Below are 15,721 nucleotides of genomic sequence, written 5' to 3'. Positions count from 1 at the left end.
GCAAAAGATTAAATCTTACATGCGCCGCTTTCGCAGCCATCGTCCTGAATGGACGGTACCAGATCGTCCTGAGAGTCTTCCGCACCGTCACGGGTGTTCTGATAATACAGCGTTTTAACACCAAATTTGTAGGCGGTGAGCAGGTCTTTCAGCAACTGCTGCATCGGTACTTTTCCGGACGGGAAGCGCGACGGATCGTAGTTGGTGTTGGCGGAAATCGACTGATCGATAAATTTCTGCATGATGCCTACCAGCTGCAGATAGCCGTCGTTGTTTGGCATTTCCCACAGCAGTTCGTATGCGTCGTGCAGGTGTTCGTAGTCCGGCACGACCTGACGCAGAATCCCATCTTTCGATGCTTTGATGCTCACGTAACCGCGTGGCGGTTCAATGCCGTTGGTGGCGTTGGAGATCTGCGAAGAGGTCTCGGACGGCATCAGGGCTGACAGCGTGGAGTTACGCAGGCCGTGAGTCTTGATAGATTCACGCAGCTGTTCCCAGTCCATATGCAGCGGTTCGTTAGCGATAGCATCAAGATCTTTTTTATAGGTATCAATCGGCAGAATACCTTTCGCATAGGTGGTTTCGTTAAACCATGGGCATGCGCCTTGCTCTTTTGCCAGCTCGTTAGAAGCCTTCAGCAGGTAATATTGAATCGCTTCAAAGGTTTTGTGAGTCAGGTTATTGGCGCTGCCGTCAGAGTAGCGTTTACCGTTTTTCGCCAGCCAGTAAGCGTAGTTGATCACGCCAATACCCAGCGTACGACGACCCATCGCACCGCGTTTGGCGGCCGGAATCGGATAATCCTGGTAATCGAGCAGCGCATCCAGCGCACGTACCGCCAGTACAGCCAGCTCTTCCAGTTCGTCCAGACTTTCGATAGCGCCCAGGTTAAATGCGGACAGCGTACACAGCGCAATTTCGCCGTTTTCATCGTTAACGTCGGTCAGCGGTTTGGTCGGCAGGGCGATTTCCAGGCACAGGTTGGACTGGCGTACCGGCGCGACAACCGGATCAAACGGGCTATGGGTGTTGCAGTGGTCAACGTTCTGAATGTAGATACGACCGGTCGAGGCACGTTCCTGCATCATCAGTGAGAACAGCTCAACTGCTTTCACGCGCTGTTTGCGGATGCTGTCGTCGTTTTCATATTGGGTGTACAGACGCTCGAACTCATCCTGATCGGCGAAGAACGCGTCATATAGACCCGGGACGTCGGACGGGCTAAACAGGGTGATGTCGCCGCCTTTCAGCAGACGGGTGTACATCAGCTTGTTGATTTGTACGCCATAGTCCATGTGACGAACGCGGTTGCCTTCGACGCCACGGTTGTTTTTCAGGACCAGCAGGCTTTCAACTTCCAGGTGCCACATTGGGTAGAACAGCGTGGCTGCACCACCGCGTACGCCCCCCTGAGAGCAGGATTTCACCGCAGTCTGGAAATGCTTGTAGAACGGAATACAGCCGGTGTGGAACGCTTCACCGCCGCGAATCGGGCTACCCAGCGCACGGATGCGACCAGCGTTAATGCCGATACCGGCACGCTGAGAAACGTATTTCACAATTGCGCTGGAGGTTGCGTTGATGGAGTCCAGGCTGTCGCCGCACTCGATCAGTACGCAGGAGCTGAACTGACGCGTTGGGGTACGCACGCCGGACATAATTGGCGTCGGCAGCGAGATTTTGAACGTAGAAACGGCGTCGTAGAAACGTTTTACATATTGCAGACGTGTTTCACGCGGATAGTTAGAGAACAGGCAAGCCGCTACCAGAATGTAGAGGAACTGTGCGCTTTCATAGATCTCACCGGTAACACGGTTTTGCACCAGATATTTACCTTCCAACTGCTTCACCGCCGCGTAGGAGAAGGTCATATCACGGTCGTGTACGATGAACGAGTCCATCTGCTTGAACTCTTCTTCCGTGTAGTCTTCCAGCAGATGATTGTCGTATTTGCCCATTTCAACCATTTTCACGACATGGTCGAACAGCTTTGGCGGTTCAAACTCACCGTAGGCTTTTTTACGCAGGTGGAAAATCGCCAGACGGGCAGCCAGATACTGATAATCCGGCGCTTCGCGGGAGATCAGGTCGGCGGCTGCTTTGATGATTGTTTCATGGATGTCGGAGGTCTTGATTCCGTCATAAAACTGAATGTGGGAGCGCAGCTCGACCTGAGAAATCGATACGTTATTCAGTCCTTCTGCCGCCCAATCCAGAACTCGGTGGATTTTGTCGAGATTGATGCGCTCTGTACTACCATCACGCTTTGTCACCAGCAGACTCTGATTCATGTGGTTTTTTACCTGTCCGTGAAAGAAAAAATATCCCCCATATTATCCACAGAGTCATGTTGTGACTAAGTCTGTGGATAAATACTATATGTAGGGGTTGTTTGATAAAATAGACGCTATATGGTGAGTATTCTAGTAGGGATTCTTTTCAGCACAAGAGTTGATTTTGAGGTTAAATTGAGGTTGCAAAAGGGTGATAATCGCTAAGTGCGCGTCTTATAAGGCCTGGCGAGGATGTCAATAATTGAGAAAAAAAATAGAAAATTTGATCGAGTGCTGATTTCTTCATCTAAGGCAAGGAAAGTTCTTATGATCTGGCACAGGATTTGTAGGCCTGATAAGCGAAACGTCATCAGGCATGGTTCCAGTAAGCAGGCCGGATGGCGGCGTAGCACGCTTTTTCCGGCCTACAGGAGCAGTTAATCAACCTTGGCGGTGGTATGTACCATATAGTTCACATCAACGCCCGGGCCAAGTTTGAAGGTGTTGGTTATGGGGTTGTAATGCAGGCCGGTCATATGACGCTCTTTCAGTACGGTCTGGTCAACCCACTCTAATAATTCAGCAGGCTTAATAAACTTTTTCACATCGTGCGTGCCTTTCGGCACCATGCGCAGAATATATTCCGCTCCGACCACCGCCATCAGCCAGGATTTACCGTTGCGGTTAAGCGTGGAGAAAAATACTTCGCCACCCGGTTTGACCAGCCTGGCGCAAGCTCTGACCACTGACTGTGGGTCTGGCACGTGCTCCAGCATTTCCATACAGGTGACAACGTCATACTGATGTGCATGCTTTTCCGCATGCTCTTCGACGGTTTCTTGTACGTACTCTACCTGGATACCGCTTTCCAGTGCATGCAGTTTTGCTACCTGCAGCGGTTCAAAACCCATGTCCAGTCCGGTGACGGTGGCACCTTCGCGCGCCATACTCTCCGCCAGAATACCGCCGCCGCATCCGACGTCGAGTACCTTTTTACCAAACAGGCCGCCTGAGCGCTCAGTAATATAGCCCAGACGCAGTGGGTTAATGCGGTGCAGCGGCTTAAATTCACCCTCAAGATCCCACCAGCGTGACGCGACTGCTTCAAACTTGGCAATTTCTTCATGGTCAACGTTGTGAGCTACCGGAGGTTTTTCGGCATTCATTGGGGCTTCTACTCCTAAATTTGCGATGCAAATGAGTATATCAGCCTGACGGGATGAATAAAGCCTCTGTCAGGGGGAATCCATTTACCTGAATCTGCACGGATGTGTTATAATTTGCGACCTTTGAATCCGGGATACAGTAGAGGGATAGCGGTTAGATGAGCGACCTTGCGAGAGAAATTACACCGGTCAACATTGAGGAAGAGCTGAAGAGCTCCTATCTGGATTATGCGATGTCGGTCATTGTTGGCCGTGCGCTGCCGGACGTCCGAGATGGCCTGAAACCGGTTCACCGTCGCGTACTTTACGCCATGAACGTATTGGGCAACGACTGGAATAAAGCCTATAAAAAATCTGCCCGTGTCGTTGGCGACGTAATCGGTAAATACCACCCTCATGGTGATACCGCCGTTTACGACACCATTGTTCGTATGGCGCAGCCATTCTCCTTGCGCTACATGCTGGTAGATGGTCAGGGTAACTTTGGTTCTGTCGATGGCGACTCCGCAGCGGCGATGCGTTATACGGAAATCCGTATGTCGAAAATCGCCCATGAGCTGATGGCTGACCTGGAAAAAGAAACGGTTGATTTCGTCGACAACTATGACGGCACCGAACAAATTCCTGACGTCATGCCGACCAAAATTCCTAACCTGCTGGTGAACGGTTCGTCCGGTATCGCGGTAGGTATGGCGACCAACATTCCGCCGCACAACCTGACCGAAGTGATCAACGGCTGTCTGGCATATATTGACGATGAAGACATCAGCATTGAAGGGCTGATGGAACATATTCCGGGTCCGGACTTCCCGACTGCCGCGATCATCAACGGTCGTCGTGGTATCGAAGAAGCCTACCGTACCGGTCGTGGCAAAGTGTATATTCGCGCACGCGCGGAAGTCGAAGCGGATGCCAAAACGGGTCGCGAAACCATCATCGTTCACGAAATTCCGTATCAGGTAAACAAAGCGCGCCTGATTGAGAAAATCGCCGAGCTGGTAAAAGACAAACGCGTTGAAGGCATCAGCGCGCTGCGTGACGAGTCTGACAAAGACGGTATGCGCATCGTGATTGAAGTGAAACGCGATGCGGTCGGGGAAGTGGTTCTGAACAACCTCTATTCCCAGACCCAACTGCAGGTTTCCTTCGGTATCAACATGGTTGCATTGCACCATGGCCAGCCGAAGATCATGAACCTGAAAGATATTATTGCCGCGTTCGTACGTCACCGCCGTGAAGTCGTTACCCGTCGTACTATCTTTGAACTGCGTAAAGCCCGCGACCGTGCGCACATCCTTGAAGCGCTGGCGATTGCGCTGGCGAACATCGATCCGATCATCGAACTGATCCGCCGCGCGCCGACCCCGGCTGAAGCGAAAGCTGCGCTGGTTGCGCGTTCGTGGGAACTGGGCAACGTTTCCGCCATGCTGGAGCGTGCCGGTGATGACGCCGCGCGTCCTGAATGGCTGGAGCCGGAATTTGGCGTGCGTGACGGTCAGTACTACCTGACTGAACAGCAGGCCCAGGCGATTCTGGATCTGCGTTTGCAGAAACTGACTGGCCTTGAGCACGAAAAACTGCTCGACGAATATAAAGAGCTGCTGGAACAGATCGCTGAACTGCTGCACATTCTGGGCAGCGCCGATCGTCTGATGGAAGTTATCCGTGAAGAGATGGAGCTGATTCGTGAACAATTCGGTGACGCTCGTCGTACTGAAATCACCGCGAACAGCGCTGACATCAACATCGAAGATCTGATTAGCCAGGAAGATGTTGTCGTAACCTTGTCTCATCAGGGCTACGTGAAATATCAGCCGTTAACCGATTACGAAGCGCAGCGTCGTGGCGGTAAAGGTAAATCAGCAGCACGCATTAAAGAAGAAGACTTTATTGACCGCCTGCTGGTGGCCAACACCCATGACACGATCCTCTGCTTCTCCAGCCGTGGTCGTTTGTACTGGATGAAGGTCTATCAGTTGCCGGAAGCAAGCCGTGGCGCGCGTGGACGTCCAATCGTCAACCTGCTGCCGCTGGAAGCTAACGAACGTATTACCGCAATTCTGCCAGTACGTGAGTACGAAGAGGGCGTGAACGTCTTCATGGCAACCGCCAGCGGCACCGTGAAGAAAACGGCGCTGACCGAATTCAGCCGTCCGCGTTCTGCCGGTATTATTGCGGTTAACCTGAACGAAGGCGACGAACTGATTGGTGTAGATCTGACATCTGGCAGTGACGAAGTCATGTTGTTCTCTGCGGCAGGTAAAGTAGTGCGCTTTAAAGAAGATGCTGTCCGTGCAATGGGTCGTACCGCGACCGGTGTACGCGGTATCAAGCTGGCGGAAAAAGATAGCGTGGTATCGCTGATCGTTCCGCGCGGTGAAGGTGCGATCCTGACCGTTACTCAGAACGGTTACGGTAAACGTACGGCGGCGGAAGAGTATCCGACCAAGTCTCGTGCGACCCAGGGCGTTATCTCCATCAAGGTTACCGAGCGCAACGGTTCCGTTGTTGGCGCAGTGCAGGTTGAAGATACCGACCAGATCATGATGATCACCGACGCAGGTACGCTGGTACGTACTCGCGTGTCGGAAATCAGCGTGGTAGGGCGTAATACCCAGGGTGTGATCCTTATCCGTACTGCGGAAGACGAAAACGTCGTGGGTCTGCAACGCGTTGCTGAACCGGTTGATGATGAAGAGCTCGACTCCATCGACGGAAGCGCAGCTGAAGGTGACGAGGATATCGCACCTGAAGCGGAAAGCGATGACGATGCAGCAGCGGATGACGCTGACGAGTAATTAAGACGCTATAAAAAGGGCCGGAGAAATCCGGCCCTTTTTTTAATGGCATTGCGACAAAAGACATTTACCGCTACCTTAACCACACTCTATTAATGCCCTGAGGCGGAGCTTCGCCCCTTTGAAATACCTTGCTTCCGTTCATTCAACCCTAAAAGTCTCACGCTACCTGTTTAGAGCGTTGGCGCTCGTTATCTGGTGTCTGATTGCGTTTGCTTCCGTGTTCTACATTGTGAATGCGCTGCACCAGCGAGAGTCTGAGATCCATCAGGAGCTTAATCTCAGCTCCGATCAGGCCCAGCGCTACATTCAGCGCACATCTGATGTCATTAAAGAGCTGAAATATATTGCCGAGAATCGCTTAACGGCGGAAAACGGTGTGATGTCGCTGCGGGCGCAAGATGATAAAACCGTCGTGCCTAATTTTGAGCCGTTGTTTGCCGACTCCGACTGTTCTGTCATGGGCAATGCCTGGCGAGGTTCTCTGGAATCACTGGCCTGGTTTATGCGCTACTGGCGCGACAACTTTTCCGCCGCCTATGATTTAAATCGAGTGTTCCTGATCGGCAGCGACAACCTCTGTATGGCCAATTTCGGTTTGCGTGATATGCCCGTTGAACGTGACGAGGCCCTGAAGGCGCTGCATGAGCGCATTATTAAGTATCGTAATGCTACGCAAGACGAAAATGGCAACAACTTGTTCTGGATCAGCCAGGGGCCACGTCCGGGAGTAGGGTATTTCTATGCGCTGACGCCGGTTTACCTCGCCAATCGCCTCCAGGCGCTGTTGGGCGTAGAGCAGCCAATTCGCATGGAGAATTTCTTCACGCCGGGCAGTTTACCGATGGGCGTGACCATCCTCGACGAAAATGGGCATGCGCTAATTTCTCTCACTGGCCCTGAAGGGAATATTAAGGCTGAGCCCCACTGGATGCAGGAACGCTCCTGGTTTGGTTACACACCGGGTTTCCGTGAGCTGGTATTGAAGAAGAATCTGCCTCCTTCCTCCCTGAGCATCGTGTACTCCGTTCCGGTCGACCTGGTACTGGAGCGGATCCGCATGATGATCCTGAACGCTATCCTGCTGAACGTGCTGGTCGGGGTGGCATTATTTATGCTCACGCGCATGTATGAACGGCGCATTTTTATTCCAGCGGAAAGTGATGCACAGCGGCTGGAAGAACATGAGCAGTTTAACCGTAAAATCGTGGCTTCTGCGCCGGTGGGTATTTGTATTCTGCGCACGATGGATGGCATTAACATTCTGAGTAACGAACTGGCGCACACCTATCTGAACATGCTGACGCATGAAGACCGTCAGCGGTTAACGCAAATTATTTGCGGCCAACAGGTCAATTTTGTTGATGTGCTGACCAGCAACAATACCAATCTGCAAATCAGCTTTGTGCACTCGCGCTATCGCAATGAAAACGTGGCAATTTGTGTCCTGGTTGATGTCAGCGCACGCGTTAAAATGGAAGAGTCGTTGCAGGAGATGGCACAGGCGGCGGAACAGGCTAGCCAGTCAAAATCGATGTTCCTTGCGACGGTGAGCCATGAGCTACGTACACCGCTGTATGGCATTATCGGTAACCTTGATTTATTGCAAACCAAAGAGTTACCGAGTGGGGTGGATCGTCTGGTAACGGCGATGAATAACTCTTCCAGCCTGCTGCTGAAAATTATCAGCGATATTCTCGACTTCTCAAAGATTGAATCTGAACAGCTGAAGATTGAACCGCGAGAGTTTTCACCACGTGAAGTCATGAACCATATTACGGCTAACTATTTGCCGTTGGTGGTCCGCAAGCAGTTGGGGTTGTACTGCTTTATCGATCCGGATGTGCCCGTGGCGCTGAATGGCGATCCGATGCGTTTACAACAAGTGATTTCTAATCTACTGAGTAACGCAATCAAGTTTACCGATACCGGTTGTATTGTGCTGCACGTACAGTGCAGCGGCGACTACCTGAGCATTCGAGTGCGTGATACCGGTGTAGGGATCCCTGCCAAAGAGGTGGTTCGGTTGTTCGATCCTTTCTTCCAGGTGGGGACTGGCGTACAGCGTAATTTCCAGGGAACGGGACTCGGTTTGGCGATTTGTGAAAAACTGATCAGCATGATGGATGGGGATATTTCCGTCGATTCCGAGCCGGGAATGGGGAGTCAGTTTACGCTACGTATTCCGCTGTATGGCGCACAGTATCCGCTGAAAAAGGGTGTTGAAGGATTGGCCGGCACGCGTTGCTGGCTGGTAGTACGCAATGCGTCACTGTACCAATTTCTCGAATCCAGCCTGACGCGTAACGGGATGACGGTGCTGCGATATGAGGGACAACAGCCCGATGCGGATGACCTGCTGGTGGCTGACGATGTGCTGGAACAGGCGTGGCAGGGACGGGCTGCGGTGATTTTCTGCCGCCGCCATATTGGTATTCCGCTGGAAAGAGAGCCTGGAGAATGGGTACACAGCGTGGCGTCACCGCACGAACTGCCTGCGCTGTTGGCGCATATATACAGTGTAGAGCTGGGGAGTGAAGATCTCTCCACGGCGCTGCCAGCCCCGGATAAAGCCGGTGCGACGAACGATGACATGATGATCCTGGTTGTTGACGATCACCCTATCAACCGGCGCTTACTGGCCGATCAGTTGGGATCGTTGGGATATCAGTGTAAAACGGCGAATGACGGTGTGGATGCGCTCAATGTACTCAGCAAAAACCATATCGACATTGTGCTGAGTGACGTCAACATGCCAAATATGGATGGTTATCGCCTGACGCAGCGTATCCGCCAGCTAGGGTTAACGCTGCCTGTTGTGGGGGTAACGGCAAACGCGCTTGCCGAAGAGAAGCAGCGTTGTCTGGAATCAGGTATGGATAGCTGTCTGTCCAAGCCGGTGACCTTAGACGTATTGAAGCAAACGCTGGCGGTCTATGCGGAAAGAGTGAGAAAAACGCGGGGATAGGGAATAAAAGAGCCGGATGGCGGCGTTAGTCTTATCCGGCCTACGAAACGTGCACGATGCTGTGTGTTCGTAGGCCTGATAAACGCAGCGCCATCAGGCATTTTGACGTGATAAAGAATTATTCTTTGTCTGACGGACTCAGCGTCACGGAGGAGAGGTAATTCAGCAGTGCGATATCGTTTTCCACACCGAGCTTCATCATTGCCGATTTTTTCTGGCTACTGATGGTTTTAATGCTGCGGTTGAGCTTTTTGGCGATCTCAGTAACCAGGAAACCTTCGGCAAACAAGCGCAGAACTTCACTCTCTTTCGGTGACAGACGTTTGTCGCCATAGCCGCTGGCGCTGATTTTCTCCAGCAGACGAGACACGCTTTCCGGGGTAAATTTCTTACCTTTCTGCAGCGCGGCCAGCGCTTTTGGCAGGTCGGTTGGCGCACCTTGCTTCAGTACGATCCCTTCAATATCGAGATCCAGTACCGCGCTCAGGATAGCCGGATTGTTGTTCATGGTCAGAACGATAATCGACAGGCTCGGGAAATGACGCTTGATATATTTAATTAACGTGATCCCATCACCGTATTTATCTCCCGGCATGGAGAGGTCGGTAATCAACACATGCGCATCCAACTTAGGCAAATTGTTGATCAGTGCAGTGGAGTCTTCAAATTCGCCGACAACATTTACCCACTCGATTTGCTCAAGTGATTTACGAATACCGAACAGTACAATCGGGTGGTCATCGGCAATAATTACGTTCATAGTGTTCATGTATTGGGCTACCTTGCTACAGCAAGCTCTTGACGTAAACGTCAATGTCGCTGATGTATTTTTCTATACCTGGAGCATCTTTCTCTTGAATAAGATGTTCCAGCGCTTCACATAACTGCTTGCCGGGTACCAGATTAAGCATGGCAAACACGCCTTTCAGGCGATGGGCCGTTTGGGCTAATGCAGCGAAATCGCTGATAGCCGCCTCAGTATACAACCTCTTAACATCATCCGGTACTGTGTCTACAAAGAGTGCGTAGTAACCACTGGCATGAAGTTCGGCGTTTTCATCTCCGCCGAGGGGGAGTTCCTGGAACTCTTCTTGTGCCAGCTGCTCTTCAATCAGCTCAAGGACAGCTTCCTGCATAGCATTGCTCATATTAAAGTTGACGCGCAGCTGACCGGGGCCAATTTTCCGTACGCCAGACTCATCATCGCTTAAAAGCAAGCCCGAGGCAGTAAGATTAGACGGATTATCCGTTAAAAAGAGATCATATTCTTGACTATTCAACCGTTCATCGGGCGTGATGCAGGTTGCCCCCCAGTTTTCCAGCTGACGTAATACAATGCTACGTACGTCATTTGAGGTGACATCAACCATTACGCAGACGTCATCCAACAGGCGCTCTTCACTATCAGCATGTTGATCGTGCAGCGGCATTTTAACATGGACGATATAACGTGTTCCAAGTTCTTCCCGCGCTTTAATATTCAGGTGTCCACCCAGCTTGCGGGCGAGCTGATCGCACAACCAGAACGTCAGCGGGTTGGCTTTGCCATACCGATCGCCCTGCGTGTCATTAATGAATGGGAAATGGAGATTATCAACTTCATTTAATGTGACGCCTTCCCCGGTATCCAGAATGCGGAAGGTCAGGCGTTCGGCCTCCGACTCATCCTGGTCGACTTCCAGCGTGATTTTACCTATCTGCGTGGTGGTTACCGCATATTGGATCAACAGCAGCAAAATACGGCGCAAGGCATCGCGATCGCCACGGCGTTCGTCATGGGCGCTTAGGTGATTTTTAATCAGTAGCTGCAGCCCTTTACGCTTAATGGCCGGCAGAACTTCCGGAACCACGTCGTCAATTAATGCCTGCACGGAAAACAGTGTGGATTCACCTTTCCAGGCATCGTTCTCCAGCAGGTTGGCTAGCTGGATTTCGTCCACCATCCGCACCAGAACGTCGGCCTGATTGGCCAGTTTCTGGCTGTCTGGTGTATTGAGCGCGGCGGCATTAGCAGCCAGCGTTTTCGCGGGGTCTTTCAGCGCGCTGCCAATATTCTGCATAAAGGCCGCTCGGGCCTGCTGGTTTTTCTCATACAGCCGCTGCGCTTGTTTCAGCTTCTTATTGACCAGCACCTCGCGGTCCTGGTCACGAATGATAAAGATCTGCGTTCTCGGGGAGATCTGGCTGCGAAACAGTCTGATTTCATACAGTTCATTATTGATGGTGGCCTGAATCACTCCCTGATGCTGCTCTGCCATATTGGTAATATTTTGCAGATTTAAATGCGGCAGCAGGTGGTCGGCAATTTTATTGCTGATAACCGTGCGGTTTGCTTCCTGATCGTGTACCAGTAATCCCAGCGGCAAAAGGGATACAATCTCTTCATTGATTGCGCGCAGAACACGCAACTCATTATTTGCCGCAAGATTTGGCGCCACCTGGGTGGAACGGGCAGGGAGGTGGCGAAAGGTGGTATAGCCAAACAGCGCCAGAGCCAGTAACGCAATGTTCAGCAAAAGCGGTAGCAGAATGCTTTGCAATGTGTCGAGTAGCAATGAGCCAAACGGAACCTGCCACACCAGCCGCATATCCGTTGAGTTTAGTGCCGAAGAGATCTCAATTTTACTGTTGTTGAAATTAATGCTGACGCTGTCAGGCGACTCTTTTTCATTCAGGTGCTCGGTCGTTGAGGTGGCATCAGGTTCCAGATGGAAACTGTCCAGCGGCATACCGGGCGGGATCAAGTCATTAATCGGCAGGTCAAAGGCGACAACCGTTGCCAGATGTCCTGGCTGATTAAAGGTCGTGCGTAGCGTGAAGTAATGCCCGTTCTGCCAGGCCAGACGGCGCAGTGAAGAGAAGCTTTCACGTTCATCTAGCGCATTAGCCTGTTGCAGCATCTCAGCGCGCCGGGAATCGACAATATTCCCAATCGTCGATTCTTTAAAACCAGAGGTCAGATCTTTCAGCGGTAACGTTGAGATTAGGATCAGGCTGTTGTCCTGGCCATTCAGGTAATACATTGACCATGGGACATTCTCCGCGCCCCACAACGTGTCCAGATACGTTGAAATGCGCTGGGTCATTTCCAATGTAGAACTGTCATGCGAGCCGAAAATCAGCGCCTCAGTCTTTCTGCGCGGCTTCTCAAGATAATAGACGTCTTGTTTCAGACGTGTTTCCTGCAGCCCTTCTGCACCCGGCGAACTGGTTGAGGCGGCAATATTGTCATAGATTTGCCAGGTCACGTATCGCCAGGTATCGACCCTTTTATGAATGGCATGGGTAATATCAACAATCTGATAGCTCTTATCTTTTAACCAGGTGTTGACGGCGCTCTGGACCATAACACCCATCATCACCAACAGCACAACGATCAGTAATAAGAAGAAACGGGTAATACTTCCTGGTAACAGGGAGAATCGGGTGGAAACCGTTGTGTCAGACTGACTCATTCGTGTTTATGACCTGTTAAACGACGCGAAAGATGAAAGGGCAGTATAAAGGGTAATGTATGAATTACCACACTTACACCACGCCGCCTGGCCTGCATTCTTTGCGCCTGATTTTGTTACAGCCATTACGATGCAAAGGTGTACAGAAGATAAAGGCGGGTACAAATATTCGTACGGAATGTATACATTTAGCATTAAATAACAAGAAATTATTTATCAAACTTATATCTGATCGTGACGCCCGAGATAGTTAATAGTCGTTATAGTTTTGCATCGGTAGCACGGAAAGGTAAGTTTTGTGTAAAGAAGGGTAAAAAAAAACCGAACGCAGAGCATTCGGCTGAAATAGGGGTAAACAGACATTCATAAATGAATGACGGTAATAAATAAAGTTAATGATGATAGCGGGTCTATTTTAGTTGCGAGTGAAGATTTTGTTTTGTCATTCAGTGCTATAAGATTTTTTTGTGTAATGCATTGATTTTAAAGATCATTAAAATGATTCTTGATTATTTGTGCTTATTTTGTCTGTTTTTTGATTTTAAAAAAGTTCCCTCATATTAATATTTTGAAACATCTATACCGATAAATGAAACACCTTAAAAGTTTTAGTATCATATTCGTGTTGGATTATTCTGTGTTTTTGCGGAGAATGAAGTTGCCGACTGGTTAATGACCTTAATCAGTATGCAGTGGCATAAAAAAGCAATAAAGGCATATAACAGAGGGTTAATAACATGAAAGTTAAAGTACTGTCCCTCCTGGTACCAGCACTGCTGGTAGCAGGCGCAGCGAATGCGGCTGAAATTTATAACAAAGACGGCAACAAATTAGATCTGTACGGTAAAGTCGACGGTCTGCACTATTTCTCCGACAACAAAGGTGATGATGGTGACAAGACTTACATGCGTATCGGCTTCAAAGGCGAAACTCAGGTTAACGACCAACTGACCGGTTACGGCCAGTGGGAATACCAGATTCAGGGTAACCAGAGTGAAGCGAGCAACGACGCCTGGACGCGTGTGGCATTCGCGGGTCTTAAATTCGCTGATGCAGGTTCTTTCGACTACGGTCGTAACTATGGCGTGACATATGATGTAACGTCCTGGACCGACGTTCTGCCGGAGTTCGGCGGCGACACCTACGGTGCTGATAACTTCATGCAGCAGCGTGGTAACGGTTATGCGACCTACCGTAACACTGACTTCTTCGGATTGGTTGATGGCCTGAACTTTGCCCTGCAGTACCAGGGTAAAAACGGCAGCGTAAGCGGTGAAAACGTAGGTGGTCGTAGCCTGCTGACCCAGAATGGCGACGGTTACGGCGGATCTGTGACCTATGATATCGGCGCTGGCTTTGGTGTCGGTGGTGCTATCACGACGTCTAAACGTACTGCTGATCAGAATGCTGTTGGCGTGTACGGTAGCGGTGACCGTGCAACGGTTTATACCGGTGGTCTGAAATACGATGCTAACAACGTTTACCTGGCAGCACAGTACTCCCAGTCCTATAACGCAACCCGTTTCGGTACCTCTAATGGTAGCAACCCGACTGCTGCATATGGCTTCGCGGATAAAGCACAGAATTTTGAAGTTGTGGCACAGTACCAGTTCGATTTCGGTCTGCGTCCATCCGTCGCTTACCTGCAGTCAAAAGGTAAAGACATCAGCAATGGTTTCACCAACTACGGTGACCAGGATATCGTGAAATATGTTGATGTTGGCGCAACCTACTACTTCAACAAAAATATGTCTACCTATGTTGATTACAAAATCAACCTGCTGGATGACAACAACTTCACCCGTGATGCTGGCATTGCTACCGATGACATCGTAGCGCTGGGTCTGGTTTACCAGTTCTAATCTGCGCTCATGTCGTTAAAAGGCCCTGCGGGGCCTTTTTTAATGTCGTTTTTCCGCCGTACAAACAACGATTTTTGGTGTACTCTTGCGCCCGTTCGCATGAGGATAATTACGTATGGAAATGAATTTTTATCGCGCAGCACTGCTGGCTGTGACCATCTTTTTTGTCGGGTGCGATGAGGCCTCGAAACCTGCTCAGACCACAATTCCTGCCACGGTTCTGGAAGGTAAAACGATGGGCACTTTCTGGCGGGTCAGTATGGTAGGCGTAGATGCCAAACGCGCAAGGGAACTGCAGGCCAAGATCCAGACTCAGCTTGATGCCGATGATCAACTGCTCTCTACCTATAAAAACGATTCTGCGTTAATGCGCTTTAACCTGTCGAAAAGTCTGTCGCCGTGGCCGGTTAATGACGCCATGGCGGATATCGTGACTTCGGCGCTACGCATTGGTGCAAAAACCGATGGGGCCATGGATATCACCGTGGGGCCGTTAGTCAACCTGTGGGGCTTTGGCCCGGATCAGCAGCCGTTGCATATTCCCACCCAGGGGCAAATTGACGCTGCAAAAGCGCAAACCGGGCTTTCTCATCTGAAAGTCGTGAATGAAGCGCATCAGAACTACCTGCAAAAAGACTTGCCGGATCTGTATGTTGATCTCTCAACCGTTGGCGAAGGGTACGCCGCCGATCATCTGGCTCGATTGATGGAGCAAGAGGGGATCGCCCGTTATCTGGTTTCCGTTGGTGGTGCGCTGAACAGCAGGGGAATGAATGCTGAAGGGCATCCGTGGCGAGTGGCAATCCAGAAACCCACCGATCGTGAAAACGCGGTGCAGGCGATTGTCGACATTAATGGGCATGGCATTAGCACCTCCGGCAGCTACCGGAACTATTATGAGCTGGACGGTAAGCGCCTTTCCCATGTTATCGACCCGCAAACCGGTCGCCCGATCGAACATAATCTGGTATCCGTAACGGTGATTGCGCCAACGGCGCTGGAAGCCGATGGCTGGGATACAGGATTGATGGTGCTCGGCCCGGAAAAGGCCAAAGAAGTCGTGCGTCGTGAAGGGCTGGCGGTCTATATGATTGTGAAAGAGGGTGAGGGGTTTAAAACCTGGATGTCGCCGCAGTTTAATAGCTTTCTGGTCAGCGAAAATAATTAAAAAGCAAGATTGCGGGTTTTTACGCCCG

The 15,721-nt window shown here is 50.8% G+C and carries 8 protein-coding genes; 4 read left to right on the top strand and 4 right to left on the bottom strand.

Annotated elements, in window-relative coordinates:
• Nucleotides 1–8: 8 nt before the first annotated feature.
• Entirely contained in the window at nt 9–2,294 is a 2,286-nt protein-coding gene (gene nrdA / locus OGY72_RS10990) for a class 1a ribonucleoside-diphosphate reductase subunit alpha (protein ID WP_003834667.1), read from the bottom strand.
• A 419-nt stretch (nt 2,295–2,713) separates the two neighbouring features.
• On the bottom strand, nt 2,714–3,442 hold the full coding sequence (gene ubiG, locus OGY72_RS10985; RefSeq protein ID WP_008785314.1) for a bifunctional 2-polyprenyl-6-hydroxyphenol methylase/3-demethylubiquinol 3-O-methyltransferase UbiG: 729 nt from the start codon (nt 3,440–3,442) through the stop codon (nt 2,714–2,716).
• A 158-nt stretch (nt 3,443–3,600) separates the two neighbouring features.
• Here ubiG and gyrA point away from each other — a divergent pair, with 158 nt between their 5' ends.
• On the top strand, nt 3,601–6,240 hold the full coding sequence (gene gyrA, locus OGY72_RS10980; RefSeq protein WP_003834662.1) for a DNA topoisomerase (ATP-hydrolyzing) subunit A: 2,640 nt from the start codon (nt 3,601–3,603) through the stop codon (nt 6,238–6,240).
• Between the two features lie 121 nt (nt 6,241–6,361).
• A complete protein-coding gene (gene rcsC / locus OGY72_RS10975) occupies nt 6,362–9,208 on the top strand; it encodes a two-component system sensor histidine kinase RcsC (protein ID WP_286547766.1) in 2,847 nt (948 codons plus the stop codon).
• A gap of 118 nt (nt 9,209–9,326) precedes the next feature.
• Here the strand turns inward: rcsC and rcsB are convergent, their stop codons facing one another.
• Nucleotides 9,327–9,977, bottom strand: a complete 651-nt coding sequence (gene rcsB / locus OGY72_RS10970; RefSeq protein ID WP_003027592.1) for a response regulator transcription factor RcsB — start codon at nt 9,975–9,977, stop codon at nt 9,327–9,329.
• 16 nt (nt 9,978–9,993) lie between these two features.
• Complete coding sequence (rcsD, locus tag OGY72_RS10965; RefSeq protein WP_148361718.1) at nt 9,994–12,663, bottom strand: phosphotransferase RcsD; 2,670 nt, start codon at nt 12,661–12,663, stop codon at nt 9,994–9,996.
• 737 nt (nt 12,664–13,400) lie between these two features.
• On the opposite strand from rcsD, the gene OGY72_RS10960 reads away from it, so the two are divergent.
• Together OGY72_RS10960 and apbE are read left to right on the top strand one after the other, a co-directional pair.
• Nucleotides 13,401–14,525: a porin OmpC gene (locus OGY72_RS10960; RefSeq protein WP_003834654.1), complete on the top strand. Its 1,125-nt coding sequence runs from the start codon at nt 13,401–13,403 to the stop codon at nt 14,523–14,525.
• 115 nt (nt 14,526–14,640) lie between these two features.
• The gene (gene apbE, locus OGY72_RS10955; RefSeq protein ID WP_155848034.1) at nt 14,641–15,693 is read left to right on the top strand and encodes an FAD:protein FMN transferase ApbE; all 1,053 of its coding nucleotides are present in this window, start codon (nt 14,641–14,643) and stop codon (nt 15,691–15,693) included.
• Nucleotides 15,694–15,721: the final 28 nt, after the last annotated feature.

This window comes from Citrobacter sp. Cpo221 (assembly GCF_030332345.1).
Classification (GTDB): domain Bacteria; phylum Pseudomonadota; class Gammaproteobacteria; order Enterobacterales; family Enterobacteriaceae; genus Citrobacter; species Citrobacter portucalensis.
This window is presented reverse-complemented; position numbering and strand designations above follow the sequence as displayed.

What these genes read in the sequence shown, in the direction of transcription:
- nrdA (WP_003834667.1), bottom strand. Translation starts at nt 2,294, where the DNA reads ATGAATCAGAGTCTGCTGGTGACAAAGCGTGATGGTAGTACAGAGCGC.
- gyrA (WP_003834662.1), top strand. Translation starts at nt 3,601, where the DNA reads ATGAGCGACCTTGCGAGAGAAATTACACCGGTCAACATTGAGGAAGAG.
- rcsD (WP_148361718.1), bottom strand. Translation starts at nt 12,663, where the DNA reads ATGAGTCAGTCTGACACAACGGTTTCCACCCGATTCTCCCTGTTACCA.
- ubiG (WP_008785314.1), bottom strand. Translation starts at nt 3,442, where the DNA reads ATGAATGCCGAAAAACCTCCGGTAGCTCACAACGTTGACCATGAAGAA.
- OGY72_RS10960 (WP_003834654.1), top strand. Translation starts at nt 13,401, where the DNA reads ATGAAAGTTAAAGTACTGTCCCTCCTGGTACCAGCACTGCTGGTAGCA.
- apbE (WP_155848034.1), top strand. Translation starts at nt 14,641, where the DNA reads ATGGAAATGAATTTTTATCGCGCAGCACTGCTGGCTGTGACCATCTTT.
- rcsB (WP_003027592.1), bottom strand. Translation starts at nt 9,977, where the DNA reads ATGAACACTATGAACGTAATTATTGCCGATGACCACCCGATTGTACTG.